Origin of the sequence: Sphingomonas yabuuchiae (genome assembly GCF_014199595.1) — a bacterium.
Lineage (GTDB): Bacteria > Pseudomonadota > Alphaproteobacteria > Sphingomonadales > Sphingomonadaceae > Sphingomonas > Sphingomonas yabuuchiae.
The window spans coordinates 14,615-39,741 of the sequence record NZ_JACHNX010000015.1 but is presented as its reverse complement, the minus strand read 5'-3'; the positions used below and the strand labels follow the sequence as shown (position 1 = coordinate 39,741).

Genomic DNA, 25,127 nt, shown 5'->3' with positions numbered 1-25,127 from the left:
CGACGATCCCGGACCGACCGGCTGTATTCTTGGAGAGAATTCGCATGAAAATCCTACCGAAGCTCGCGCTGGCGGCCGCGCTCGCGACGGGCATGGGCAGCGTCGTGCTGACCGCGCCGCTGTCTGCGCAGAAGAAGAAGGAAGAAGCGGCCGGTGGCCTGAAGCTGAGCCCCGAGGCGCTGAAGGCGGCCCAGGCCGCGCAGCCGGTGCTGCAGCAGAAGAATTATGCCGCCGCCGATCCGCTGGTTGCCGCGGTCGAGGCTGCCGCCAAGACCGAAGACGACAAGTATATCGCCGCGGCGATGCGCTACGAGCTCGAATCGGGCAAGCTGTTCGCGGCCCAGCAGGCCAATCCGAACGCCCCGGTCGACGAGGCGGTGCTGGCGAAGCCGCTCGACGCGCTGATCAACAGCCCGTCGACCCCGGCGGCCGACAAGCCGCGCTATGTCTATCGTCGCGGTGCGCTGGCCTTCAACGGCAAGCAGTATCCGATCGCGCTGCAATATTTCCAGCAGGCCAAGCAGCTGGGCTATAACGATCCCAACCTGCCGATGCTGATCGTCAAGTCGAAGATCGAGATGGGCGACGTGGCGGGCGGCAATGCCGAGCTGTCGTCGGTGATCGACCAGATGAACGCCTCGGGCCAGAAGGCGCCGGAGGACTATTACAAGTTCGCCATCGGTCGCGCCAACAAGGCCAAGATGGTTCCCGAGACGCTTGGCTGGATGCGCAAGTGGATCGCGGCCTATCCGACCCCGCAGAACTGGCGCAACGCTCTGGTCATCTATGGTCTGCAGCAGGGTTCGCTGGCGACGCTGGACAAGAACCAGAAGCTCGACCTGTTCCGCCTGATGCGCGCGTCCAAGTCGCTGGCCGACCAGAACGACTATATGGAATATGCGCAGTACGCGACGGACAAGGGCCTGCCTGCCGAAGCCGCGACCGTGCTGAAGGAAGGCATGGCGACCGGCAAGATCCCGGCTGGCAATGCCACGGCCAAGGCGATGCTGACCGCCGCCGAGACCAAGAACCGCCAGGAAGGCTCGCTCGCCCCGACCGAGGCGCGCGCCAAGTCGGCCGCCGACGGCAAGCTCGCCGCGCTGACCGCCGAGGCCTATTACGGCCAGGGCAACAACGCCAAGGCGGCCGAGCTGTATCGCTTGGCGCTGCAAAAGGGTGGTGTCGACGCCAATGAGGTGAATACCCGCCTCGGCATCGCGCTGGCCGCCAGCGGCGACAAGGCGGGCGCGAAGGCTGCCTTCGATACCGTCAAGGGTGCTCCGCGTGCCGATCTGGCGAGCTTCTGGAGCACCTGGCTCTCGACCCAGGCGTAAGGAATGGGGCCCGCGCTCGAAAGGGCGCGGGCCTTTTCCGTTCTTGGCGGAGCGCGGGGCAACGCGACGTCCCCCAACTAAAAAGGCCGGTCCCCCCACGGAGAACCGGCCTTTTTTATCGCCTCCGAAACCGGATCAATCGGCTTCGATCGGTATCCCCGAAACCTGCTTGGCCGTCCGGATGGTCAGCGACGTCTTGACGCTGGCCACATTCGGCGCGGGCGTCAGATGGCCGGTCAGGATTTCCTGGAAGCTCTTCAGGTCCGACGCGACGATCTTCAGGATGAAGTCGATCTCGCCGTTCAGCATATGGCATTCGCGCACCTCGGGGATGCCCGCGACATGCGCCTCGAAGGCGGCCAGATCATGCTCGGCCTGGCTGCGCAGCGACACCATCGCGAAGACGGTGATCGGGAAGCCCAGGCGTGCGGCGTCGAGGTCGGCGTGATAGCCGCGAATGGCCCCCGCTTCCTCCAGCGCGCGGACGCGACGCAGACAGGGCGGGGCGGTCAATCCGACGCGTTCGGCCAGCTCCACATTGGTCATACGGCCATCGGCCTGCAACAGCGCCAGGATCTGCCGATCGATGCGATCGAGCGCCATTACACGATACTCCACATAAACTGCCGAATCCCTATGCTCTTTGACGGCGTACTATAAGAAAATTACGCACTACCGTAATTCTCGGGCATTGCAACGGCACCGATAAGGATATTTGCAGGTTACCAGTTGGAAGGATAAGGACGTTACAGAAGCGGCAGGAAGGCCGACCGGCCACGCGTGAAGGGAGCTCAGTGCGGTTCGACGATAGTCTGGCAACGATTTTATCGGCCGACACTGCGACGCCTTTCGGCGCGCAGACTGCCTGGCGGCAGCTGATCGACCTGATGAGCCGTGGGCGCGTGCCCGCCGATCCGCCGATGCTGGAGCGGCTCGCCGAATTGCGTGGCAAGGTGGCCGAAGGCGTTCGCATCGCCAGCGCGCGCATGTTGAGCACCAGCCGCCCGCCCATCGCGCTGGTGTCCTTCTTCGCCCAGGATACGTTGCCGGTCGCCGCGACCGTGTTGCGCAGCGTGCAACTGGCGGATGAGGATTGGTTGGCCATCCTCCCCGCGCTGAACCCGCGAACCCGTTCGGTCCTGCGGCACCGTCGCGATCTGTCCGATACGGTGATTCGCGGGCTGGAGAGTTTCGGTCCGGTCGATTTCGTCCTGCCGCATATCGCCAGTGCGGCCGAGCCAGCGCCGCAAGCCGCCGCCGTGCCGCTGGAAGCCGTGCCCGAACCCCTGGTGGAACCGGTCCGTGCCGCGCCCGTGCGGGAAGAGCCGGTGACGGTTCCGAAGCCCGTGAAAGAACCCGAAGCCGCGCCGGTATCGATCCTGCTCGAACCGCTGCCGACCCAGGCGGCGACGCCTTTCGTCGCGCTGGGCCAGGTCGCGCGCAGCCTGCCCTTCATGGCCGAGGCGATGCGCCACGCTCCGCCTCCCGCCGCGCCGCCCCGCTATGAGATCGCCGATCTCGTCGCGCGTATCGACGCCTTCAACCAGCGGCGCGAGGAAGTGACGGGCGCAACGCAGAATGATGCCGGGCCCGCCCATTTCGATTTCGAGACCGACGCCAACGGCCTGATCCTGGGCGTCGAGGGCGTCACGCGCGGCCCGCTGGTCGGCGTGAGTATCGCCGAGACCGCGATGCAGGGGCTGGCGCAGTTCGACGGCGTGGCGATGGGGGCCTTTCGTCGTCGCTCCGGTTTCCGGGACGCGCGGCTGGAGATCGGCGGCAGTTCGGCGGCGGCGGGATCGTGGCGGGTGTCGGCCATGCCCTTTTTCGATCCCGCGTCGGGCCGCTATGCGGGCTATCGCGGTAGCGGCCGTCGTCCGCGCCGCGACGAGATGGCCAATGTGGTCGAGGCGGCGCCCGAAACGTCTTCGTCCGATTCGCTGCGCCAGCTGGTCCATGAACTCCGCACGCCCGCCAACGCGGTCGCGGGCTTTGCCGAGCTGATCGAAAGCGAATTGCTGGGGCCGGTGGCGCCCGTCTATCGCGACCGGGCCAGCGCCATCCGCGCGATGGCCGCCGACCTGCTCGCCTCGGTCGAGGATCTCGACACCGCCGCACGGATCGAGGGGCATGTGCTGGAGCTGCGGCCGACCATCGTTCCGCTCGCACCGCTGATCCAGCGGGTGCTGGGCGAATTGGGGCCGCTGGCCGAACTGCGCCGTGCCGAAATCCGTTTCGATCCGTCTTCCGCGAACCTCTCGGCCCTCGCCGACGACCGGGCGTGCGAGCGGCTGCTGACCCGTCTGTTTTCGGTGCTCCTGTCCAATTGCGTCGTCGGCGAGCGTCTTTCGGCCAGCCTGTCGATCGATCAGGGCATGGCGGCGCTGCGGATCGATCGCCCGCTTGCGCTGACGGTCGAGGCGGATGCCGCGCTGCTCAGCGAGGCGGGGGATGAGGAACAGCGTGACGGCGCGCCGCTGCTGGGCACGGGCTTCTCGCTGCGCCTGATCGACAAGTTGGGCGCCGAGATGGGCGGCGGCCTGACCATCGGTCTGCACCGGGTCGTACTGGCCCTGCCCATCGGTGAGGATCGGCGCGCAGGGCAGGCGTCGAGCGCCTGATCGTGCCCAGCGCCGCTCGCCCACGGCGCCACGAGGCCGCCTCCGCCGCCGAGCGGATCGTCTGGCCTGAAGCCTTTGGGCGGCGGTTCCTGGTAACGGTCGATGTCGAGGAGGAGTTCGACTGGACCGCGCCGCTCGACCGGCGCCATCGCTCGACCAAGGCGATGCGGGCTTTTGGTCCGGCCCATCGCCGCTTTGCCGAGGCCGGTGTCGGTCTGGCCTGCATGGTGGACTATCCGGTCGTGGTGGACCCCGTCGCCGTGGACATATTGTCGGAATGTCTGGGCGATGGCCGGTCCGAGATCGGGGCGCAGCTGCATGGCTGGGTGACGCCGCCCTATCATGAGGTCGTCGATCCCTTCACCAGCCATGCGGGCAATCTGCCGATCGAATGGGAGGCCGCCAAGCTCGACACGTTGACGGACACGCTAGCCGAGGCCTTCGGTACGCGGCCGCGTTTTTTCCGGTCGGGTCGTTACGGCTTGGGTCCGGCCTCGCTTTCGTTGCTGGCATCGCGGGGCTATCGGATCGACAGCTCGATGCGGGCCCGCCATGATTACGGGCCAGGCGGCGGCATGGATTTCAGCGCCATCGACGCGCATGGTTTCCGCCGCGAGGGGATGGTCGAACTGCCCTTGACCAGCGTCTATACCGGATGGCTCCGGCGGGGCGGGGCAGCGCTGTACCGCAGGGCGGGCTGCTGGCCGCGCGGGCACGGTATCCTCGCACGAGCCGGACTGCTGAACCGGATTCCCCTGACACCCGAGGGGGTGAGCATAACCGATGCGCTGGCGGGGATCGACCAGGCGCTGGACGATGATGTGCGGCTGCTGACCTTTTCCTTCCACTCGCCGACGCTCGAGCCGGGGCATACGCCCTATGTCCGCGATTCCCGCGATCGGGCGATGTTCGATCGGTGGTGGGATAGGGTCTTCGAGCGGCTGGCCAGACATGGCGTGACCGCGACGACCATCGACGAGATCCTCGCCGTCACCGGATGACCGGGCTGCCGGTGAGGGGCAGCCCGGTCGCCGCGATCAGCGCTTCATCGCTTCGATCAGCTTCTTGACGTCCTGGCTGCGGCCGCGCGGCAGGATCAGGATATCGTCCCCGCTCGCCACGACGATCAGATCCTGCACATCGACCGCCGCCACCCGGACGCGATCGGTGCGGATCAGGCAGTTCTTGGTATCGATCGCCAGCACTTCGCCGCGGTGGGCGTTGCCGAACCCGTCCAGCTCGCTGACCGCGTGCAGCGCGTCCCAGCTGCCGACATCGTTCCAGCCCATGGCGACGGGCACGACCGCCACACGGTCGGCGCGTTCCATCACGGCATAGTCGATAGAGTCCGACGGACAGGCGGCGAATTCGGTTTCGTTCGGGCAGATGCGCTTACCCTCATGGCTGGCGGCGCGCATCGCCTTTTCGGCGGCGACCAGCATTTCGGGGGCGTGCTGCCCCAGTTCCTCTAAAAACCGGTCGGCGCGGAACAGGAAGATGCCGCCGTTCCAGGCATAGTCGCCGCGCGCCAGCATGGCCTCCGCACGCTCCAGCCGGGGCTTTTCGACGAAGCGGGCGACCTGATGCACGCCCGGTGCGATCTCGCGACCCACCTGGATCCAGCCATAGCCGGTTTCAGGCTTGTCGGCGGCGATGCCGAAGGTGGCGAGCCAGCCCTGCGACACCATCGGCAACGCGGAGCGGATGGCGGCGTGGAAGGCGTCGAGATCGGCGATGACATGATCCGACGGCATGACCAGCAGCACGTCCTCGGGCTTGGCGGCCAGGGCAGCCAGCGCGATAGCGGGAGCGGTGTTGCGCGCCACCGGTTCCAGGATCAACGCTTGGGGCGGCGTGCCCGCTTCGGTCAGCTGCGCTTCGACCATATCGGCGTGCTGCTTTCCGGCGACGACGATAGGTGCCGCAAAGTCGTTCGAGTTAGTGCGCTGGGCCGTCAGTTGCAGCATCGTCTCGTCGGACGTCAGCGGCAGCAGTTGCTTGGGCATTTCCGGTTTCGACATTGGCCACAGGCGTGTGCCGGAGCCACCGGAAAGGATGACCGGCACGATCGGATTATGCATGAATGCCCCTTCTGATTGTCCGGACCAACCGGGAATGACATGGTGGCCGGGTAGCTTATGACGGTGACACAACGCATATCTTCACGGTTCGTTTGTCATTGTCTGCAAAAATATGAAAAGTCGCTCCAATAGCGGGGCTTAGGGTGCGTTGGGGAAGTCGGTCCGGTAGATGATCCGCCTGTTCAAACATTATGTCCCCCATGCGGCGCTGCTGCTCGGCCTGGTCGACTTCCTGCTGCTGATGGTCGCGGCCGAGCTGGGCTGGGTGCTGCGCGCGCATCAGATCGACTATCCGGTCGGCAGTTTGATCGAGCGGCTGCCCCAGGTGCTCAGCTTCGCGATCCCGCTTCAGATTTCGCTGCTCGCCGTGGGGGCTTATACGGCGGCGTCCTTCCTATCGCTGCGGTTCGCGGCGGCGCGGTTGATGGTGGCGATCTCGTTGGGCGTGATCTTCCTGTCACTGATCTTCTTCTTCTTTCCCAGCGTCAGCTATTGGCGGTCCAGCCTGTTCTTTTCGATGGTCTTCGCGTCCGTGCTGCTGGTCGTGGTCCGTGGTATATTGGGGCGATATCTGGGCGGCGACCGGTTCAAGCGGCGGGTGGTCCTGATCGGTGCAGGCGCGCGGGCGGCGCAGATCGCCGCGCTGGCGGAACAGCCGGGATCGAATTTCGTGATCGCCGGTGCGATCGCGATGCGCCCGGACGAGGATGCGGTCCCGCGCGCCGTGCCGCGTTCCGCCATCCCGAGCCTGTCGGCCTTCGTGCTCGAACGCGAGGCGGGCGAGGTGGTGCTGGCGCTTCAGGAACGACGCGGCGCGCTGCCCTATCAGGACTTGCTGCGCGTTCGTACCACCGGGGTCCATGTATCCGAAATTTCGACTTTTCTGGAGCAGCAGACGGGCCGTATCGACCTGGCCTCGGTCAGCCACAGCTGGCTGATCTTCTCCGATGGCTTTGCGTCGGGCCGCATGTGGTCGGCCATGGCCAAGCGCGCCTTCGACATTTCGGTCAGCCTGATTCTGCTCGTCTTCGCGGTGCCGGTGATCCTGGTCACGGCCATGCTGATCCGGCTGGAATCGCGCGGGCCCGCTTTCTATCGACAGCGGCGCGTCGGCCTGTTCAACCAGCCCTTCGACATTCCGAAGCTGCGTTCGATGCGGCAGGATGCCGAACTGGCCGGGCAGGCAGTCTGGGCAGAGAAGGACGATCCGCGTATCACCCGTGTCGGACGTTTCATCCGCAAGGTACGGATCGATGAGCTGCCGCAGATCTGGTCGGTACTGATGGGCGAGATGAGCTTCGTAGGTCCGCGCCCGGAGCGCCCGCAATTCGTCGAGCAGCTCGAACAGCAAATCCCTTTCTATGCCGAGCGTCATATGGTGAAGCCGGGTATCACCGGCTGGGCACAGCTGAACTATCCCTATGGCGCCTCGATCGACGATGCGCGGCACAAGCTGGAATATGACCTGTATTATGCCAAGAATTATTCGCCCTTTCTCGATGCGCTGATCCTGCTTCAGACGTTGCGGGTGATCCTCTGGCCCTCGGGTGCGCGCTGATCGTGAGCGAGGACAGGAGGGCGATACCGAGGGGGCGTGACCGGCGGCGATCGCACCCCTATCCGATGATGCGACGCAAGCGGCGTATCTGGTGGCGGCGTTCGATCCAGCGGCGTCTCCGTATCCTGGCCGTGCTGAGTGTCATCGGTCTGGCCGTGGCCGGGTTGCTGGTGCTCGTCTATACCGGCAAGCCGCCGGTCGATCCGGCGCAGGCGCTGCGGCGTGCCACGGCCGCGCTGGAAGCGGGCAATTACCACGCGGCGCATGACCAGGCCCGGCAGGCGGCCGAAGCGGCTCCCCGATCGCAGGCGGCGCAGATGATGCTGGCGCGGACAAGCCTGTTGCTGGGCGAGGGTGTGACGGCGGAGGCCGCACTCGACCGCGCGCTGAAGGACGGCGTGCCGCTGGCCCAGACGCTGGCGGCGCGGGCCGAGGCGCGGTTTCTCCAAGGCGATCTGGCGGGTGCGCAGGATGCGGTCGACCATATGCCTGCCGAGCGAGACGCGGCGATGGCGCGAATCGCAGCACAGGTGGCGGCGCAGGAGGATGGCGGCGTTCCCCTGCGACAGGCGTTGCAAGGCCTAGTCACCCTCTATCCCGATGATGCGCGCATCTGGACCGATCTGGGGCGCAGCCGCTTTGGCGCGGGCGATATGGACGGAGCGTCCCAGGCGGCGGCGCGAGCGGCGGCGCTGGCTCCGGCCGATCCCGATGCACTGACCCTGCGGGGCGAGGTGCTGCGCGCTCGCTACGGCCTGGCGGCGGGGCTACCCTGGTTCCGGGCGGCGTTGGCACGCGATGCCTATCACTTACGGGCCCTGATCCAATATGCGGCGACGCTCGGCGATCTGGGGCGGGCGAGCGACGCACTGGCGGCGACCCGATCGGCGCTGGTGTCGCAGCCTGGCAATCCCGACGCCTTCTATCTCCAGGCGGTCATCGCGGCGCGGGCGGGGCGTTATGCGCTGGCGCAACAACTGCTCCAGCTCACGGGCGGCGCGCTGCGGATGCGGCCCGGCACGGCGATGCTGGAGGGCGCCATCGCCTATGCGCAGGGACGGCCGCAGCGAGCCGCCCGCGCCTGGGCGCGGCTGGTGACGATGCAGCCCATGAACGTGGCGGCACGCGAACTGCTGGCGGCGGCGCAACTTGGCGCGGGGGACCGACCCGCCGCACTGGCGACGCTGCGCCCGATCCTGACGCGGGCCGATGCGGATGGATATGCGCTGCGGCTCGGCATGATGGCCGACCCTGAGAACGCATCGGTGCTGTGCGACCGAGCCGCGTCCGGGCAGCGGGGCGACGCCGCGATCTTCCGGCCCGATCGCGCGGTCGGCGAATTGAAGATGGCGGCGGCCGAGTCCCCGACCGATCCGACCTATGCGCTGGGCCTGATCCGGGGGCTGGCAAGTCAGGGCGATCGCGCGGGGGCGATCCGGGTCGCCCAGTCTCTGGTCCGCGCGAGCCCCGGTGCTCCGGCCGCGCAGCTGGCTTATGGCGACGCCCTGGCCACCGCCGGCCAACATGCCGCCGCGCTGGGCCCTTATGCCAGGGCGGCGGACCTGACCTTCGACGAGCCGACCATGTTGCGGCTGGTCGACGGCTATCAGCAAACGGGGCGCGCCCGTGACGCGGCGGTCAGCTTGGGCCTGTATCTTTCGCAGAACCCGCAGGGCGTGCCCGCACGCCGCCTGCTCGCCCAGTGGCAGATGGCCGCCGGGCGATGGGATGATGCGATCGAGACGCTGGAGGGGCTACGCACCCAGCTTGGTGTGCGGGACGTGGCGCTGCTCCACGATCTCGCCATTGCCTATGCCGAGGCGGGGGATGGGGTGGTCGCGCGGCGTTACGCCGTGGCGGCCTATCGGCTGGCGCCGATGAATGCGGGGGTGGCCGATGCCTATGGCCGCGCGCTGGCCGTGGCGGGCGAGCCCGAGGGTGCGCGGCAGCTGTTCGACAAGGCGCTGGCCCTTGCACCGGGCAACCCCAGAATCCTGGCGCACCGCGCCCAGCTCTGACGCCGCGCGCTTGGCAGGAGGGGAGGGGTGCCGTACCAGCGGCGCCATGACCGATCTCGCCAGCCCCTTCTTAGCCAGTCCCGTCCTGGAACGTATCGCCGCTGCTCTTGAGCGTCTGGCCCCGCCGCCCGCACCGTCCGCCGATCCGCTGGCGCACCCCGCTTATATCTGGCGCGGCAGGGCGCTGCAGGCCGCGCGCGGTTTCGCGCCGGTGCCGCTCGATCTGTTGCAGGGGTTGCACCAGCAGCGCGAGGCCCTGCTCGCCAATCTGCTCCGTCTGGCCGACGGGCATGCGGCGCAGGACGTGCTGCTTTGGGGCGCGCGCGGCACCGGCAAGTCGGCGCTGGTCAAGGCGGGCGTCGCCGCCGTCCAGGCGGATCGTCCGGGGCGGCTTGCCCTGGTGTCGGTCGATACGCTCGATAGCCTGCCAGATTTGTTCGCGATGCTGGAGGGTGTCGACCGCGCCTTTGCCGTCTTCATCGACGATCTGGGCTTCGACGAAGCGGGCGAGGCGCGCAAGCTGCGTTCGCTGCTCGATGGCGGGGCGGAGGCGCGGCCCGCGCATGTCCGACTGCTCGTCACCGCCAATCGCCGCCATCTGTTGCCCCGCGACCTGAGCGAGCAGGACAGCGCGATCAACCCGCGCGACGTGGTCGACGATCAACTGGCGCTCGCCGACCGTTTTGGGCTGAGCCTGGGTTTCCACGCCCTCGATCAGGATGGGTATCTGGCGATCGTGCGCGCCTATGCGGCACGGCATGACCTGCCGTTCGACGGGCATGAGGCGGTCAACTGGGCCACCCGCCGTGGCAGCCGTTCGGGGCGCGTGGCATGGCAATATATCGTCGATCTGGCGGGCCGGCTGGGGCGGAATCTGTAATAAATCAGGCGACGGATAAAAAACCTCTTGCACCCATCCGAGCCGCTGGCTATTGGCGCGCCTCCAGCACGGATCGGCCTTCCCGAAAGGCTTCGAAAGCGGTCCGTACTCTCTAGTCGGGGAGTAGCTCAGCCTGGTAGAGCACTGCCTTCGGGAGGCAGGGGCCGGAGGTTCGAATCCTCTCTCCCCGACCATTTCACCGCCTGACGCGGTCCAGTCCATCGATAGCGAACCGCCCCTGACAGGGCGCCCCGGCTCGACCGGGTGGCATGACCTGGCTCGAATCCATCGCCTTCATCCTCGGTGTCGCGAACGTCACGCTGGTCGTGCGGCGCAGCCTGTGGAACTATCCCGTCGCGCTGGTGATGGTTTCGCTCTATGCGCTGCTGTTCTGGCGCGAGCGATTGTACAGCGACGCCGCGCTGCAGCTCTTCTTCTTCGCGCTCAACCTCTATGGCTGGATCGTCTGGCGGCGCAGTGTCGCGCAGGCGGGTGAGGTGACGGTCGACAGGCTGTCCGCGCCTGAGCGTGGCGGGTGGCTCGCGGGTATCGCGGTCGCCTCGCTCGGCTGGGGCACCGTGATGGCGCACTGGACCGATGCGGCGATGCCGTTCTGGGATGCGGCCAATGCCGTCACCAGCGTCGCGGCGCAGATCTTGCTGGCGCGGCGGAGGCTGGAGAATTGGCTGCTGTGGATCGTCGTCGATCTCTCGTCCATCGCGCTTTACGCGGTAAAGGGGCTGACATTGACCGCGATCCTCTACGTCATCTTCCTGGGGTTGAGCCTGTGGGGCTATCGCGAATGGCGGCAGCGGGCGTGACCAGCATCTGTCTTCACGGGCCGGAGAGCACCGGCAAGTCGACCGTCGGGCCACGCCTAGCCCAGGCTCTGGGCGGCCGGTATCTGCCCGAATATGGCCGCGACTATGCCGAGGCGCATGGTACGAACTTCACCATGGCCGATCTGGTGGCGATCGGGCAGGGGCATGACGCGATGCTGGCCCGCGCGATGGCGGACGGGCCCTGGCCGGTCGTGACCGATACCGATCCGCTGATGACCGCCGTCTGGGCCGACATGCTGTTCGGAACGCGCGATCCGTGGTTCGCCCGGTGGAACCGGCTATCCGACATCTATCTGCTCTTCGCGCCCGATCTGCCCTGGATAGAGGACGGCACCCGGCTGTTCGGCACGCTGGCGGAGCGGCAGCGCTTCTTCGAATGGTCGCGGGCCGAACTGGACCGGCGCGGTGTTCGCTACGCCTTGATCGAGGGGCAGGGCGAAAGCCGCTATGCAAATTGCATCGCCGCGCTAGAGCACTTTGGCATCCGCCCGCATCTTTGCTAGTGGCGTGATCGAATAGCTTTTCAGGAAACCATTCCCCCCGTGTCCACGCCGCTCGACAAGATCCGCAACTTCTCCATCATCGCGCATATCGACCATGGCAAGTCGACGCTCGCCGATCGCCTGATCCAGTTCACCGGCGGCCTGACCGACCGCGAGATGAGCGAACAGGTTCTCGATAACATGGAGATCGAGAAGGAACGCGGCATCACCATCAAGGCGCAGACCGTGCGCCTGGCGTACAAGGCGCAGGACGGCGAGACCTATACGCTGAACCTGATGGACACGCCGGGCCATGTCGACTTCGCCTATGAGGTCAGCCGGTCGCTGGCGGCCTGCGAAGGCGCGTTGCTGGTCGTCGACGCCGCGCAGGGTGTCGAGGCGCAGACGCTGGCCAATGTCTATCAGTCGATTGAGCATGACCATGAGATCGTGCCCGTCATCAACAAGATCGACCTGCCCGCCGCCGAACCCGAAAAGGTTCGCGCCGAGATCGAGGACGTGATCGGCATCGACGCTTCGGGCGCGGTGCTGGCCAGCGCCAAGTCGGGCATCGGCATCGGCGATATCCTAGAAGCGATCGTCAAGAACATCCCCGCGCCCAATGGCGACGCGACCGCGCCGCTGAAGGCGATGCTGGTCGACAGCTGGTACGACCCCTATCTGGGCGTCGTCATCCTCGTTCGCGTGATGGAAGGCACCCTGAAAAAGGGGCAGCAGATCAAGTTCATGCAGGCGGGCACCACCCATCTCATCGACCGCGTCGGCTGTTTCCGGCCCAAGATCGAGCAGCTGACCGAGCTGGGCGTGGGCGAGATCGGTTTCATCACCGCGCAGATCAAGGACGTGGCGCAGGCGCGCGTCGGCGACACGCTGACCGACGCCAAGAAGCCGACCGAGCAGGCGCTGCCTGGCTTCAAGGAAGTCCAGCCGGTGGTGTTCTGCGGCCTGTTCCCGGTCGACGCCAACGACTTCGAAAAGCTGCGCGAGTCGATCAGCAAGCTGCGCTTGAACGACGCCTCGTTCAGCTTCGAGATGGAAACCTCGGCCGCGCTCGGCTTTGGTTTCCGTTGCGGCTTCCTGGGTCTGCTGCATCTGGAGATCATCCAGGAGCGTCTGACCCGCGAGTACGACCTCGACCTGATCACCACCGCGCCCTCGGTGGTCTATCAGATCGAGTTGAGCCATGACGGCGGCCAGATCGACCTGCACAACCCGGCCGACATGCCCGATCCGAACAAGATCGCGTCGATCAGCGAGCCGTGGATCGAGGCGACCATCTATGTCCCTGACGAATATCTCGGTTCGATCCTGAAACTGTGCCAGGACCGGCGCGGTATCCAGAAGAACCTGACCTATGTCGGCGGCCGCGCGCAGGCGACCTATGAACTGCCGCTCAACGAGGTGGTGTTCGATTTCTACGACCGGTTGAAGTCGCTGTCCAAGGGCTATGCCAGCTTCGACTATCACCAGATCGGCTATCGCGAGGGCGACCTCGTGAAGATGTCGATCCTGGTCAATGAAGAGCCGGTCGACGCGCTGTCGATGATCGTCCACCGCGGCACCGCCGAGACGCGCGGGCGCGGCATGTGCGAGCGGCTGAAGGAACTGATCCCGCGCCACCTGTTCAAGATCCCGATCCAGGCGGCGATCGGCGGCAAGGTGATCGCGCGCGAGACGATCAGCGCGATGCGCAAGGACGTGACCGCGAAGTGTTATGGCGGCGACGCAACGCGTAAGCGCAAGCTGCTGGAAAAGCAGAAAAAGGGTAAGGCGAAGATGCGCGAATATGGCTCGGTCAGCATCCCGCAGGAAGCCTTCATCGCCGCGCTCCGCATGGGCGACGAGGCGTAAACCTTCATTCCTCCCCAAGCTGAGCTTGGGGAGGGGGACCGCCGCGAAGCGGTGGTGGAGGGGCAGCGGCGCGAACGCCAAGGCCCCTCCGTCAGGGCTTCGCCCTGCCACCTCCCCAAGCTAAGCTTGGGGAGGAATTGCGCCGAGGACGAAGGAATAAAATCGTTCTTTGTGCGTTACAGCCCATCGACGCCATCTAGGCGAAAAGGGGGACGCCGATGATGGGATTGCGATTTGCCGCGTTGGTCGGCGCCTTGTGCGTGTCGGCGCCGGTTCTCGCCCAGAACCGCGCGCCCTTGGTTCTCGCCGCCGCCAGCCTTCAGGAATCGATGACCGCCGCCGCCGATGCTTGGGCGAAGAAGGGCCATCCCCGCCCGGTCATCTCGTTCGCCGCTTCCTCGGCACTGGCGCGGCAGGTGCAGGCGGGGGGCAAGGCCGATCTGTTCGCCTCGGCCGATGAGGAATGGATGGACGTCCTGCAAAAGGGCGGCCTGCTCGCCGACAAGACCCGCAGCGCTTTTCTGGGCAATCGACTGGTCCTGATCGCGCCGGCGGGCAAGGGCGGACAGGTGACGACGCGCACGCTCGGCAGGACCCTTTCCGCCGGGCCGCTGGCCATGGCGGACACCGACAGCGTGCCCGCGGGCAAATATGGCAAGGCGGCGCTCGAAAAGCTGGGCGCTTGGACCATGGTCGCACCGCATGTCGTGCGCGCCGAGAATGTCCGCGCGGCACTCGCCCTCGTCGAACGGGGCGCGGCCCCCTATGGCATCGTCTACGCCACCGACGCCAAGGCCTCGTCGCGCGTCCGCGTGGCGGGCATGTTTCCTGCGGCAAGCCACCCGCCGATCACCTATCCGCTCGCCCGGCTGAAAGCCTCGACCAACCCAGAGGGCGAGGGCTTTCGCCGCTTCCTGCTGTCGGGCGAAGGCAAGGCGATCTTCCGCCGCTACGGTTTCACCACGCGATGACGGCCTGATGCTGTCGGCCGAGGAATGGGGGATCGTTCGCCTGTCGCTGCTGGTCGGCGGCACGGCGATGCTCGTGACGCTGCCGATCGCGTTCGTCCTGGCCTGGGCCCTGGCGCGGTGGCGGTTTCCGGGGCGGGTGCTGCTCGACGGCATCGTCCATCTACCGCTGGTCGTGCCGCCAGTCGTCACCGGCTGGGTGCTGCTGCTCGCCTTCGGGCCGGAGGGGCCGGTCGGGCGCTGGCTCGCGGAGTGGTTCGGGGTGAGCGTGCTGTTCCGCTGGACCGGCGCGGCGATCGCGGCGGCGGTCATGGCGCTGCCGCTGGTCGTGCGCACCATTCGCCTGTCGATCGAGGCGGTCGACCCCCGGCTGGAGCAAGCCGCCCGGACATTGGGGGCGGGGCGGATGCGGGTCTTCGCGACCATTACCCTGCCGCTCTGTGCACCCGGTGTCCTGGCGGGGCTGGTGCTGGGCTTTGCGCGCTCGATCGGGGAGTTCGGGGCGACGATCACCTTCGTCTCCAACGTGCCCGGCGAGACGGCGACCCTGCCGCTCGCTATCTATTCCGCCCTTCAGCGGCCGGGCGGCGAGGAGATGGTATGGCGACTGGCCAGCGTGTCGGTCGTGCTGTCGCTGGTTGCGCTGGTCGCCTCCGAATGGCTGGCGCGGCGGATGGGGCGGGGGCTGCATGTCCTTTGATGTCGACGTCACGGTGCGGCGTGGCGAAGGGCAGATCGCGGCCTGCTTCGCCACCGGGCCGGGCGCGACCGTGCTGTTCGGGCCGTCGGGCGTCGGCAAGACCACGATCCTGCAAATGGTGGCCGGGCTCGTCCGGCCGGATACGGGCCATGTCCGGGTCGCGGGTGAGACGCTGTTCGATGCCGCTACCCGGATCGATATCCGCCCCGAGCATCGGCGTATCGGCTATGTCTTTCAGGAACCGCGCCTGTTCCCGCATCGGCGGGTCGCGGCCAATCTCCGCTATGGCATGGGCCGGGGCGGCAGCGACTGGGACGGCGTCATCGCGATGCTGGGCATCGGCCATCTGCTCGACCGCTGGCCGCGCAGCCTGTCCGGCGGCGAAGCGCGACGCGTGGCGATCGGGCGGGCCCTGCTCAGCAATCCGCGCGTGCTGCTGCTCGACGAGCCGCTATCGTCGCTCGACCGGGCGCGGCGGGGGGATATCCTCAACGCGCTGGAGGCTGTGCGCGACCAGAGCGGCATCCCGATCCTGATGGTCACGCATGACCCGGAGGAAGCCGAACGGATCGCCACCGCCATCGTCCGGCTCTAGCGCGGTGCCGAAGCGGGCGGATCGATGCACCACAGGACTTGCGCGATCAGCCGGGGTTTGGGGCAGGCGCGATCGGGCAGGGGAAGCGGTTGGCCCGGCTGCCACAGCTTCAACCGGCGCAGGGTCTCGGGCATCTCCGAGTCGATGGCCGCCAACTGATTGCCGTCGCCATAACGCGTCCCGCTGCGATAGTGCAGGACTTGGGCATAGCGACCGCCCGCATTCATGCGGTTCACGGTGATCCAGTAACCAAACGGCGCGTCGGAGGTCGGCACGGCAGAGACGATCGCGCCGCGCAGCGGGCCTTGCACGATGAACCGCACCTCCTGATTGTTGTTGCGCCCCGTCTGCTGGCGAACACCGGCACGAAGCGGTCCGTCGCCCGGTCATAGGACAGTGCCATGCGGCCGACCCATTGGTCGCCATTGCCGCCATGGACACTGGCCACCTGCACCCAGAGCAAGGCCCGGTCGGCACGACGGCGGACGATCCGGGCCGCTTCCAGATAATGCGCCTCGTCGAACGCGCTCGGCTGGCCGGGTCTGGTCAGCAGGTCGTCGAGCGCAGGGCGACAGGTCTTGCCGCCGTCGCGCGTGATGCAGAGGTGGAGCTTGCCCGGTGCGGTATTGCCGCCGGGGTCTTCTTCATCCGCGCCCTGGGTCGCCACAAGCCGCCAGCCGGGGGCGAAACCGGAAAGGCCGACGGGGGACGGCGGAGAGGCTGCGGCCGGTAGCGCGAAGCTCGCCAAGACCAGCAGCCAATGACGGGTTGCGAGACGAACCTGCATGTCCCTTCCTCCACGAGCCTGATCGAACCAACATGCGGTGGCGCAAATGGCTGTTTTATGAAGCCGCCATGACATCGCTGCCGGAACGCACGGGTCAGAACAGCGTCGTCAGCAAGACCCCGCCGATGATCGCGACTCCCGACAGAATTTGCCGCGCGCCCAGTCGCTCGCGGAACAGCCGGTGCCCGGCCATCGCGGCGATGGGCGCCTCGATGATGCCCAGCGCGCGAACCGGCGCGGCGGGGGACAAAGCGAGTGCTACGAACCATCCCGCCGAAGCACAGGCGCCGCACAGCCCCGCGCCCAGCGAAGGCCGCCAGCGGCGCGCCACCTCGACCAGCGTCGCCGGATCGCGCCAGGCGAGGATCAGGCCCAGCGCGACCGTCTGCATCGCCTGAACGACCGCGACGCAGACCAGCGCGGCGAAGACCGGGTGGACGGGGTCGAGCGCCAGCGCGGCGTGGCGAAACGCATTGAGCGAAAAGCCGAAGAACAGCCCCGAGGCCAGTCCCATCGCTGCCCCGATCAGCGAGGCGCGGCGTTGCTCGGGCGGCGGCCAGGACAGGGCGACGAGTCCGGCGGTGGTGATGGCGACGCCGATCCAGGCCACGCCGCTGATCCGGTCATGATAGACGATCAGGCCGAGCAGCGCGGCCAGCGGCAGCGAGCTTTGTTGAAGCGCGGTGCCGACCGCAAAGCCGGACCGCTGCATCGCGTCGAGCAGGGCGGCCGTCGCCAGAACCTGCGACGCGGCACCCACGATGGCCGACAGCCAGAAGGCCCCGCTCCAGTGAAGATCGGCCCCCGGCATGACGAAATGGGCGAGCGTGACGAACAGGATCGAGAAGGGCAGGCCGAACAGGAACCGCACCAGCGTCGCGCCCCAAGGACCAGAGGACGCCATGACCCCGCGTTGCAGGGCATTGCGACCGACCTGAAAGGTTGCAGCGGCGATGGTGGCGGGGATCCACAAGGGGTTCGTCATGGGTGCGTTCGTCCTGTCGGGCGCATGAAGTCCGCCCCAAACGAAAAGAGCGGCCCGTTGCCGGACCGCTCCTTCGTGCTTCGTGCTGCCACGCCGTCGGACATGAACGGCTTTGCCGTTCCTGCCGCCCGCCGTGGCCTGTCCTTGGATGGCTTCGGCCATCCAAGGCGGCCCGCATTTTAGCGCTTCGAGAACTGGAAGCTGCGACGCGCCTTGGCGCGGCCATACTTCTTACGCTCGACGGTACGGCTGTCGCGGGTCAGGAAGCCAGCGGCCTTGACCGGAGCGCGCAGAACCGGCTCGAACTTGGTCAGCGCCTGGCTGATGCCGTGCTTGACCGCACCGGCTTGGCCCGACAGACCGCCGCCCTTGACGGTGCAGATCACGTCATACTGACCTTCGCGCTCGGTGATGCCAAACACCTGGTTGATGACGAGACGCAGCGTCGGACGTGCGAAATACACTTCCTGGTCACGACCGTTGATCGTGATCTTGCCCGAACCCGGCTTCAGCCAGACGCGAGCGACGGCGTCCTTACGACGGCCGGTCGCATAGGCGCGGCCGAACTTGTCCAGTTCCTGCTGACGCAGCGGGGTGGTGCTGACGCGCTCGGCGGGAGCGGCAGGCGCTTCGCCGGCAGCGGCGGTCTGCGCCGGAGCGGCAGCGGCCTGCTGGTTCAGGGTGGCGCCGAGATCGGCGAGCGACTGGCGGTTATCGGACATTATGCGCCCACCTTGTTCTTGCGGTTCATCGACGCGATGTCGAGGACTTCGGGGTTCTGAGCGGCGTGCGGATGCTCGGTGCCGGCGAAGATGCGCAGGTTGCGCATCTGCTGACGGCCCAGCGGGCCACGCGGGATCATGCGCTCGACGGCCTTTTCCAGGACGCGCTCGGGGAAGCGGCCTTCCAGGACCTTGGCGGCGGTGATGCCCTTGATACCACCGGCATAACCGGTGTGCTTGTAGTACACCTTCTGACCCAGCTTGTTGCCGGTGAAGCGCACCTTGTCCGCGTTGATGACGATGACATTGTCACCGCAATCGACGTGCGGGGTGAACGACGTCTTGTGCTTGCCGCGCAGGATGTTCGCGATGATGGTGGCGGCACGGCCGACAACCAGACCGTCGGCGTCGACGATATGCCACTTCTTCTCCACCTCGTGCGGCTTGGCCGCCTTGGTGGTCTTCATGAGCGCCTTCATGGGCGTGAGACCTTTCGGTTTGAAATGCAACACGCCGCCCGTGAACCCGGGCGGCGCGAACGAGGGTCCAATGCTGGAGAGGCCCCAAAATGTCAAGCAAAGTGGGGCTTTGCTGACGGGTATTATGATACCTTATGGGTTTGGCCGGGGCTGCCCAGGCGATGCGCGGCGGCGGTCGCGGCGATCAGCAGGAGCGCGGCATTGGCCTGATGCGCGACGGCGATGTCGATCTGCACGCCCGACAGCAGGGTCGCGATGCCGAGGCCGATCTGGACGACGACCAGCACGATCACCAGCCATCCGGCGCGAAGCTCGCCATGCCGGATCGCCCGTACCGCCATCCAGACGAGCAGTCCCGCCGCGGCGAAGGCGAACCAGCGATGAATGAACTGCACCACGACCGGATTGTCGAAGACGTTGGCGATGGCGGGCGACATCATCGGCGTACCCGCCGGGAACCACGCGTCGCCCATCAGCGGCCAGCTGGAAAAGGCATAACCTGCATCCAGCCCGGCGGTCAGCGCCCCGAACATCAGCTGGACGAACAGTGTCAGCACCGCGCCTGCGCCCAGCAGTGTAAGCCGGGCAGGCGCCGCCAGCCGGTTGCGATGCAGCGCCATCAGGTCGAGCGCCGTCCATACGATCCCCGCCAGGATGAACAGGGCGGTCAGCAGGTGGACGGTCAGCCGGATATGGCTGACATCGGTCCGCTCGACGAGGCCCGAGGCGACCATCCACCAGCCGATCGCCCCCTGCAATCCACCCAGCGCCAACAGTGCGACGAGCCGCGGCTTGTAGCCCGCCGGGATGGCCTTGCGCGCCCAGAACCAGATCAGGGGCAGGGCAAAGGCCATGCCGATCACCCGGCCCAGCACCCGGTGGAGATACTCCCAGAAGAAGATCGCCTTGAACCCCGCCAGCGTCATGTCGCGGTTGAAGGTCCAATATTCGGGAATGCGCTTGTAATTGGCGAATTCGGCCTGCCACTGCGCGTCGGTCAGGGGCGGCACGATCCCGGTGATCGGTTTCCACTCGGTGATCGACAGGCCGCTATTGGTCAGGCGCGTGATGCCGCCGACCACGACCATGGCGACGATCAGCCCGGCGACCGCAAACAGCCAGCGGGCCAGGCTGCGGGGGCGGGCGGTAATCATGAAGGCGGGGCTCGGTTGCAGCATGACGCCATGATAGGGTTTCGCGCGCGCCCGCGATAGTGGACCGAATGCCCCGCCGCCCGGACCTTGCCCGCCGGGGCGGCACCGCCTAAATCCCCTCCATGGCGCATGCTCACACCCATCAGGAGCCCCAGGGGGCCGATCTCTCCGTCGCGGCCAAGGCTACCCTGGAGCGCGCCGGGGAGCAGTGGACGGCGATGCGCGCCAGCGTGTTCGAGGCGCTGGCCGGGTTCGACAAGCCCGCCTCGGCCTATGACATCGCCGATGTGATGTCGCAGTCGCAGGGGCGGCGCGTGGCGGCGAACAGCGTCTATCGCATCCTCGACCTGTTCGTCGGCGCGAACCTGGCCCGGCGGGTGGAGAGTGCCAACGCCTATGTGGCCAACGCGCATCCCGACTGCCTGCACGACTGCATCTTCCTGGTCTGCGACAAATGCGGGCAGATCACGCATATAGACGACGACCGCCTGACCGGCGCGGTCCGCGATGCCGCCGTCGGCGCAGGGTTCCGCCCTGAGCGTCCGGTGATCGAAGTGCGCGGTCGCTGCGCGGACTGTCCGAAGGATTGAACCCCTTCTTTTCCTCCCCTGTGAGGGGAGGGGGACCATGCGCAGCATGGTGGAGGGGTGTCCCGCTATCGAGAGGCTGACACCCCTCCGTCAGGGCTTCGCCCTGCCACCTCCCCTTGCAGGGGAGGAGTTTCCCAGCGGTTCGCGCGTTGCCACTTTCTAATATTGTCCGGGCGGGAAAGCTTCTCCGCCTGCGGCTTCATGCGCCCCTGCCTAACGCACGTATCATTTTGCAACATTGACACGAGCGCCAAAACAGGAAATGAGTGCTGGTAACGTTACCAGATAAAACAGAATCAAAAGGGATGAGGATCATGATGAAGACGGGAACGCATACCCGGCGGCTGCGCCGTCACGCCTTGGGCGCGGCCAGCCTGATGGTTTTGGCGGGCGGAATGATGGCCGCACCTGCCTGGGCGCAGGTTCCGCCGAACCAGGCCGCGCAGGATACTTCCGCCGATCCGGCAACCGTGCAGACCCCCGCGCCTCCGCCCGAACAGGTCGATGAAGGTGCGACCCGCGACATCATCGTGACCGGATCGCGTATCACCACCGGCGGCTTTACCGCACCGACCCCGACCACGGTGATCGGCGAGGAGCAGATCGCCGCCAACGCCCAGCCCAACGTCTTCACCACGGTCGCCCAACTTCCCTCGCTCCAGGGGTCGACCGGCACCGCGACGAACACCTTCAGCACGTCGAGCGGCCAGCAGGGGCTCAGTTCCTTCTCGCTGCGTGGCGTCGGCGCGATCCGCACGCTGACCCTGCTCGACGGCCAGCGCGTCGTAGGCGCGAACGTGACCGGTGTTCCCGATATCAGCCTGTTCCCGCAGTTGCTGATCAAGCGCGTCGATGTGGTCAATGGCGGTGCCTCCGCCTCCTATGGCTCGGACGCGGTCGGTGGTGTCGTCAACTTCATCACCGATACCCGGTTCAAGGGGATCAAGGGCAATATCCAGGGCGGCGTCACCACCTATGGCGACGATCAGCAGGTGCTGATCCAGTTGGCGGGCGGCACCAGCTTGCTCAACGACACGGTGCACGTGATCGCCAGCACCGAATATGCCCATGAGGACGGCGTCGGCGGCGGCGACTTCGGCATCAACCTAGCGAATGGCCGCGACTGGTTCCGTCAGTCGACGCTGATCAACCGCAACGTCCTGAACGACGGGTCGCCGCAATATCTGTTCCGCGACTATGCCCAGTCCTACAACTACACCAAATACGGCCTGATCACCGCCGGGCCGCTTCAGGGCATCGCCTTCGACCAGTCGGGCAACCCGTTCCAGTTCCAGTACGGCTCGAACGGCGTGCCCGCGCGCGACGCGGCGGGCAATGTCCGGGGCTGTCTGCCCGGCTTCTGCCAGGGCGGCGACCTGTCGGGCAATGTCGATGCCGGACGCTCGCTCCAGTCGAAGATCCAGCGCGTCAACAGCTATGGCCGCATCGGCTATGACTTCGCCCCCAATGGCGAGATTTACGGCACGATCAACATCGGCCAGGTGAAGACCAACAACCAGCCGGTCGGTGGACAGAACCGCCCGAACCTGACCATCCAGTGCGCCAATCCTTACGTCCCCGCGCTGGTCAAGGCGCAGTGCGCCACGGCGGGCATCACCAATTTCCAGTACGGCACCAGCAACGCGGCGCTGGGCAACACCCAGGTCTATACCGATCGTCGTCAGTTCCGCTTCGTCGCAGGCGCCAAGGGGCGTGAGAGCGTCGCCGGGTCCGACTGGTCCTACGACATGTATTTCGAGCACGGCACCAACTATACCGATGTCGATGTCAGCAACATCATGCTGTCCCGCCGCTTCAACCAGGCGATCAATGCAACCACGCTGAACGGCGCGATCGTCTGCGCCGATGCGACCGCACGGGCAAACGGGTGCCAGCCGCTCAACATCTTCGGCGGCAACCCATCGGCGGCGGCGATCAGCTATATCATGCCGCAATATGGCCCGTATCAGCGGACTCGCCAGACGCAGGACGTCATCAGCCTGAACTTCTCGGGCTCGCCCTTCTCGTCCTGGGCCGGGCCGGTGTCGATCGCGTTCGGCGGCGAGTTCCGCCACGAATTCTACCGCGTGCGCGCCGATCCGTACGGCGCGGGCTTTGCCAACACGCCCGCCAATGCCAACTACCCCGCCGACCCGGCGCTGCTGGCGGACGGCAACAACTGGTATGCGGGCAATTACAAGAACGGCAGCGGCGCCTATAGCGTCAAGGAAGCGTTCGTCGAAGCCGACCTGCCGATCATCAATTCGGATGCCGGTGGCCGCGCCAACATCAACGGCGCGGTGCGCGTCACCGATTACAGCACCTCGGGCACGGTCTGGGCGTGGAAGATCGGCGGCACCTGGGACCTGCCGGTCGACGGCCTGCGCATCCGTGGCGTGACCTCGCGCGATGTCCGCGCACCCAACCTGTCGGAGCTGTTCGCCGCGCCCGTCACCACGACGCTGCCGGGCTTTTTCGATCCGTTCCGCAACGTCAATGTGCTGGCGCTCCAGAACACCATCGGCAACGTCAATCTGACGCCCGAAATCGCGCGCAACACCACGCTGGGCATCGCCTTCTCCAACTCGCAGGCGATCCCGGGCCTCAGCCTGTCGGTCGACTATTATAAGATCAAGATCACCGACGTCATCTCCAGCCTTGGCGCACAGGACATCGTCAACCTGTGCTATCTGAACATCGCGCCGGAGACCTGCGGCGTGTTCAACCTGAACAACCCCAACGGCCCGAACTTCATCAACGTCCAGTCGTTCAACCTGGCGTCGATCCTGACCGACGGCTTCGATATCGAGGCGAGCTATCGCTGGCGCAATCCGCTGGGCCTGCCGGGTAGCCTGACGCTGCGCGCGCTGGCGACCAATATCCGCCGCTTCATCACCGACACCGGCCTGCCGAACACGATCCCGAACGACACGGCGGGCGTGAACATCGGCAACACGCCGAAGTGGAAGTGGCTGGCGGTGCAGACCTATGCCACCGATGACTGGTCGCTGCTGCTGCAGGAGCGCTGGTTCAGCGACGGCAAGCTCGGCAATCAATATATCGAATGTACCACCGGCTGCCCCGCCTCGACCGCGAACCGGCCGACGATCGACAACAACTTCATCCCCGGCGCATTCTATTTCGACGTGGGCGGCACCTATAACGTGACCAAGGCGGTGACGGCCTATTTCAAGGTCGACAATGTGTTCAATCGCGATCCCGCCCGCTCGCCCTATTTCGTCAACCCGGCGCTCTACGACGTTCTCGGGCGGGTGTACCGCGCGGGCGTGCGCTTCAACTTCTGACGGGAACCCAGACGATGACGATGTCGCGGACGATTGCGTCCCTCCTGCTGCTGGCCGCGTCGGGGGCTGCGCTGGCGGCCGACCGGCCGGGGAGCAACCCGATCATCCGCGACAGATTCACGGCGGACCCCGCGCCGCTGGTCGTGGGGGATCGGCTGTACCTCTATGTCGGGCATGACGAAGCGCAGCGCGACGAGATGTTCAACATGAGGGAATGGCTGGTCTACTCCACCACCGACATGAAGAGCTGGACGCCGCACGGGCCCATCATGAACGTGAAGGATTTCAAATGGGCCAATAAGGACGCCTGGGCCAGCCAGGTGGTCCGCAAGAACGGCAAATACTGGTTCTACGCCGCCGTCGAGCATGACAACAGCCACCCGGGCAAGGCGATCGCCGTCGCCGTGGCCGACACGCCGACCGGTCCGTTCGTCGACGCCAAGGGTTCGGCGCTGATCACCAATGAGATGACGCCGAAGGGCACGCACAGCTGGGAGGATATCGACCCGACCGTGCTGACCGACGACGACGGCACCACCTGGATCGCCTGGGGCAACCGGCAATGCTATATCGCCAGGCTGAAGCCCAACATGATCGAGATCGACGGCCCGATCACCGAGATCACCCCGCCGCATTTCGAGGAGGGCCCCTGGCTGCACAAGCGGGGCAAGCTCTATTACCTGACCTATGCCTCGCTCGATCGGACGACGCAGCGGGACGAGCATATCTCCTACGCCACCGCGCCGTCGCTGAAAGGGCCGTGGACCTATCGCGGGCTGCTGACGGGCTCGGGCAAGTACAGCTTCACCATCCATCCGGGCATCGCCGAGTTCAAGGGCAAGTCCTATCTGTTCCTGCACAATGCGACCCTCGCCATCGGCGACCAGAGCGGTGCGATCGGACGCCGCGCGGTGACGGTCGAGCGGCTTTACTACAATCCCGACGGGACGATGAAGCCGGTGGTGCAGACCGACGCCGGTGTGACAGCGTCGGCGCGGTAGGGGGGTGAACGTACCTCTCTTGCTCCACCCCGGTGAAGGCTGGGGCCCAGTCGCCACGCGTTCGGAATGGTCGGGTGATGCCTTGGATCGATGCGAGCCCCTCTCCTTTAGGGGAGGGGTTGGGGTGGGGCCTCGCCACGAACGCCGCGCCTG

The 25,127-nt window shown here is 66.5% G+C and carries 23 protein-coding genes and 1 tRNA gene; 16 read left to right on the top strand and 8 right to left on the bottom strand.

Features of this window, described 5'->3' with window-relative positions:
- The first annotated feature begins 44 nt into the window (after positions 1 to 44).
- A complete protein-coding gene (locus GGQ89_RS15390) occupies positions 45 to 1,334 on the top strand; it encodes a hypothetical protein (RefSeq protein ID WP_184106308.1) in 1,290 nt (429 codons plus the stop codon).
- A 135-nt stretch (positions 1,335 to 1,469) separates the two neighbouring features.
- Here GGQ89_RS15390 and GGQ89_RS15385 read toward each other — a convergent pair whose 3' ends face one another.
- A complete protein-coding gene (locus GGQ89_RS15385) occupies positions 1,470 to 1,937 on the bottom strand; it encodes an Lrp/AsnC family transcriptional regulator (RefSeq protein WP_042487895.1) in 468 nt (155 codons plus the stop codon).
- A gap of 191 nt (positions 1,938 to 2,128) precedes the next feature.
- On the opposite strand from GGQ89_RS15385, the gene GGQ89_RS15380 reads away from it, so the two are divergent.
- Together GGQ89_RS15380 and GGQ89_RS15375 are read left to right on the top strand one after the other, a co-directional pair.
- Positions 2,129 to 3,955 carry a sensor histidine kinase gene (locus GGQ89_RS15380; protein WP_338112279.1) on the top strand — a complete coding sequence of 609 codons (1,827 nt, stop codon included), beginning with the start codon at positions 2,129 to 2,131 and terminating at the stop codon, positions 3,953 to 3,955.
- Positions 3,956 to 3,957: 2 nt separating this feature from the next.
- Positions 3,958 to 4,956 (top strand): polysaccharide deacetylase family protein, encoded by a 999-nt coding sequence (locus tag GGQ89_RS15375; RefSeq protein WP_184106307.1) that lies wholly within the window; start codon positions 3,958 to 3,960, stop codon positions 4,954 to 4,956.
- A 36-nt stretch (positions 4,957 to 4,992) separates the two neighbouring features.
- Here GGQ89_RS15375 and GGQ89_RS15370 read toward each other — a convergent pair whose 3' ends face one another.
- Positions 4,993 to 6,036 carry a mannose-1-phosphate guanylyltransferase/mannose-6-phosphate isomerase gene (locus GGQ89_RS15370; protein ID WP_184106306.1) on the bottom strand — a complete coding sequence of 348 codons (1,044 nt, stop codon included), beginning with the start codon at positions 6,034 to 6,036 and terminating at the stop codon, positions 4,993 to 4,995.
- A gap of 169 nt (positions 6,037 to 6,205) precedes the next feature.
- On the opposite strand from GGQ89_RS15370, the gene GGQ89_RS15365 reads away from it, so the two are divergent.
- The 10 genes from GGQ89_RS15365 to GGQ89_RS15320 all read left to right on the top strand — a co-directional run bounded on the left by GGQ89_RS15365 (position 6,206) and on the right by GGQ89_RS15320 (position 15,951).
- Positions 6,206 to 7,594, top strand: a complete 1,389-nt coding sequence (locus tag GGQ89_RS15365; RefSeq protein ID WP_184106305.1) for a TIGR03013 family XrtA/PEP-CTERM system glycosyltransferase — start codon at positions 6,206 to 6,208, stop codon at positions 7,592 to 7,594.
- A gap of 65 nt (positions 7,595 to 7,659) precedes the next feature.
- Positions 7,660 to 9,612 (top strand): tetratricopeptide repeat protein, encoded by a 1,953-nt coding sequence (locus GGQ89_RS15360; RefSeq protein ID WP_184106304.1) that lies wholly within the window; start codon positions 7,660 to 7,662, stop codon positions 9,610 to 9,612.
- Between the two features lie 46 nt (positions 9,613 to 9,658).
- The gene (locus GGQ89_RS15355; protein ID WP_184106303.1) at positions 9,659 to 10,492 is read left to right on the top strand and encodes a DUF815 domain-containing protein; all 834 of its coding nucleotides are present in this window, start codon (positions 9,659 to 9,661) and stop codon (positions 10,490 to 10,492) included.
- Between the two features lie 117 nt (positions 10,493 to 10,609).
- Positions 10,610 to 10,686, top strand: a tRNA-Pro gene (locus GGQ89_RS15350).
- Between the two features lie 75 nt (positions 10,687 to 10,761).
- Positions 10,762 to 11,313: a nicotinamide riboside transporter PnuC gene (pnuC, locus tag GGQ89_RS15345; protein ID WP_184106302.1), complete on the top strand. Its 552-nt coding sequence runs from the start codon at positions 10,762 to 10,764 to the stop codon at positions 11,311 to 11,313.
- Positions 11,310 to 11,837, top strand: coding sequence for an AAA family ATPase (locus tag GGQ89_RS15340; RefSeq protein ID WP_338112280.1), 528 nt, complete (start codon positions 11,310 to 11,312; stop codon positions 11,835 to 11,837). Before pnuC ends, GGQ89_RS15340 begins: the two co-directional genes overlap by 4 nt.
- Positions 11,838 to 11,876: 39 nt before the next feature.
- Positions 11,877 to 13,688 carry a translation elongation factor 4 gene (gene lepA, locus GGQ89_RS15335; RefSeq protein ID WP_184106300.1) on the top strand — a complete coding sequence of 604 codons (1,812 nt, stop codon included), beginning with the start codon at positions 11,877 to 11,879 and terminating at the stop codon, positions 13,686 to 13,688.
- 218 nt (positions 13,689 to 13,906) lie between these two features.
- Entirely contained in the window at positions 13,907 to 14,659 is a 753-nt protein-coding gene (modA, locus tag GGQ89_RS15330) for a molybdate ABC transporter substrate-binding protein (protein WP_184106299.1), read from the top strand.
- Positions 14,660 to 14,666: 7 nt separating this feature from the next.
- Complete coding sequence (gene modB / locus GGQ89_RS15325; protein ID WP_184106298.1) at positions 14,667 to 15,356, top strand: molybdate ABC transporter permease subunit; 690 nt, start codon at positions 14,667 to 14,669, stop codon at positions 15,354 to 15,356.
- Positions 15,346 to 15,951, top strand: a complete 606-nt coding sequence (locus GGQ89_RS15320; protein WP_184106297.1) for an ATP-binding cassette domain-containing protein — start codon at positions 15,346 to 15,348, stop codon at positions 15,949 to 15,951. The genes modB and GGQ89_RS15320 overlap by 11 nt, the downstream gene beginning before the upstream one ends.
- On the opposite strand, the gene GGQ89_RS15315 is transcribed toward GGQ89_RS15320, so the two are convergent.
- From GGQ89_RS15315 to GGQ89_RS15290, 6 genes are all read right to left on the bottom strand, one after another.
- Positions 15,948 to 16,187, bottom strand: a complete 240-nt coding sequence (locus tag GGQ89_RS15315; RefSeq protein WP_184106296.1) for a hypothetical protein — start codon at positions 16,185 to 16,187, stop codon at positions 15,948 to 15,950. The two genes, GGQ89_RS15320 and GGQ89_RS15315, sit on opposite strands and share 4 nt — an antisense overlap.
- Positions 16,184 to 16,738, bottom strand: a complete 555-nt coding sequence (locus GGQ89_RS15310) for a hypothetical protein (protein WP_184106295.1) — start codon at positions 16,736 to 16,738, stop codon at positions 16,184 to 16,186. Before GGQ89_RS15310 ends, GGQ89_RS15315 begins: the two co-directional genes overlap by 4 nt.
- Positions 16,739 to 16,832: 94 nt before the next feature.
- Entirely contained in the window at positions 16,833 to 17,723 is an 891-nt protein-coding gene (locus GGQ89_RS15305; RefSeq protein WP_056432963.1) for a DMT family transporter, read from the bottom strand.
- 179 nt (positions 17,724 to 17,902) lie between these two features.
- A complete protein-coding gene (rpsI, locus tag GGQ89_RS15300; protein ID WP_061778995.1) occupies positions 17,903 to 18,445 on the bottom strand; it encodes a 30S ribosomal protein S9 in 543 nt (180 codons plus the stop codon).
- The gene (rplM, locus tag GGQ89_RS15295; RefSeq protein ID WP_042488064.1) at positions 18,445 to 18,924 is read right to left on the bottom strand and encodes a 50S ribosomal protein L13; all 480 of its coding nucleotides are present in this window, start codon (positions 18,922 to 18,924) and stop codon (positions 18,445 to 18,447) included. Before rplM ends, rpsI begins: the two co-directional genes overlap by 1 nt.
- A 122-nt stretch (positions 18,925 to 19,046) precedes the next feature.
- Positions 19,047 to 20,102: a COX15/CtaA family protein gene (locus GGQ89_RS15290; RefSeq protein WP_240456328.1), complete on the bottom strand. Its 1,056-nt coding sequence runs from the start codon at positions 20,100 to 20,102 to the stop codon at positions 19,047 to 19,049.
- A 98-nt stretch (positions 20,103 to 20,200) separates the two neighbouring features.
- Between GGQ89_RS15290 and GGQ89_RS15285 the strand changes: the two genes are divergently transcribed.
- The 3 genes from GGQ89_RS15285 (at position 20,201) to GGQ89_RS15275 (ending at position 24,974) form a co-directional block, all read left to right on the top strand.
- Positions 20,201 to 20,668, top strand: a complete 468-nt coding sequence (locus GGQ89_RS15285) for a Fur family transcriptional regulator (protein ID WP_056432966.1) — start codon at positions 20,201 to 20,203, stop codon at positions 20,666 to 20,668.
- Between the two features lie 314 nt (positions 20,669 to 20,982).
- Positions 20,983 to 23,973: a TonB-dependent receptor plug domain-containing protein gene (locus tag GGQ89_RS15280; protein WP_184106294.1), complete on the top strand. Its 2,991-nt coding sequence runs from the start codon at positions 20,983 to 20,985 to the stop codon at positions 23,971 to 23,973.
- A 14-nt stretch (positions 23,974 to 23,987) separates the two neighbouring features.
- Positions 23,988 to 24,974: a glycoside hydrolase family 43 protein gene (locus GGQ89_RS15275; protein ID WP_184106293.1), complete on the top strand. Its 987-nt coding sequence runs from the start codon at positions 23,988 to 23,990 to the stop codon at positions 24,972 to 24,974.
- The last annotated feature ends 153 nt before the right edge of the window (positions 24,975 to 25,127 follow it).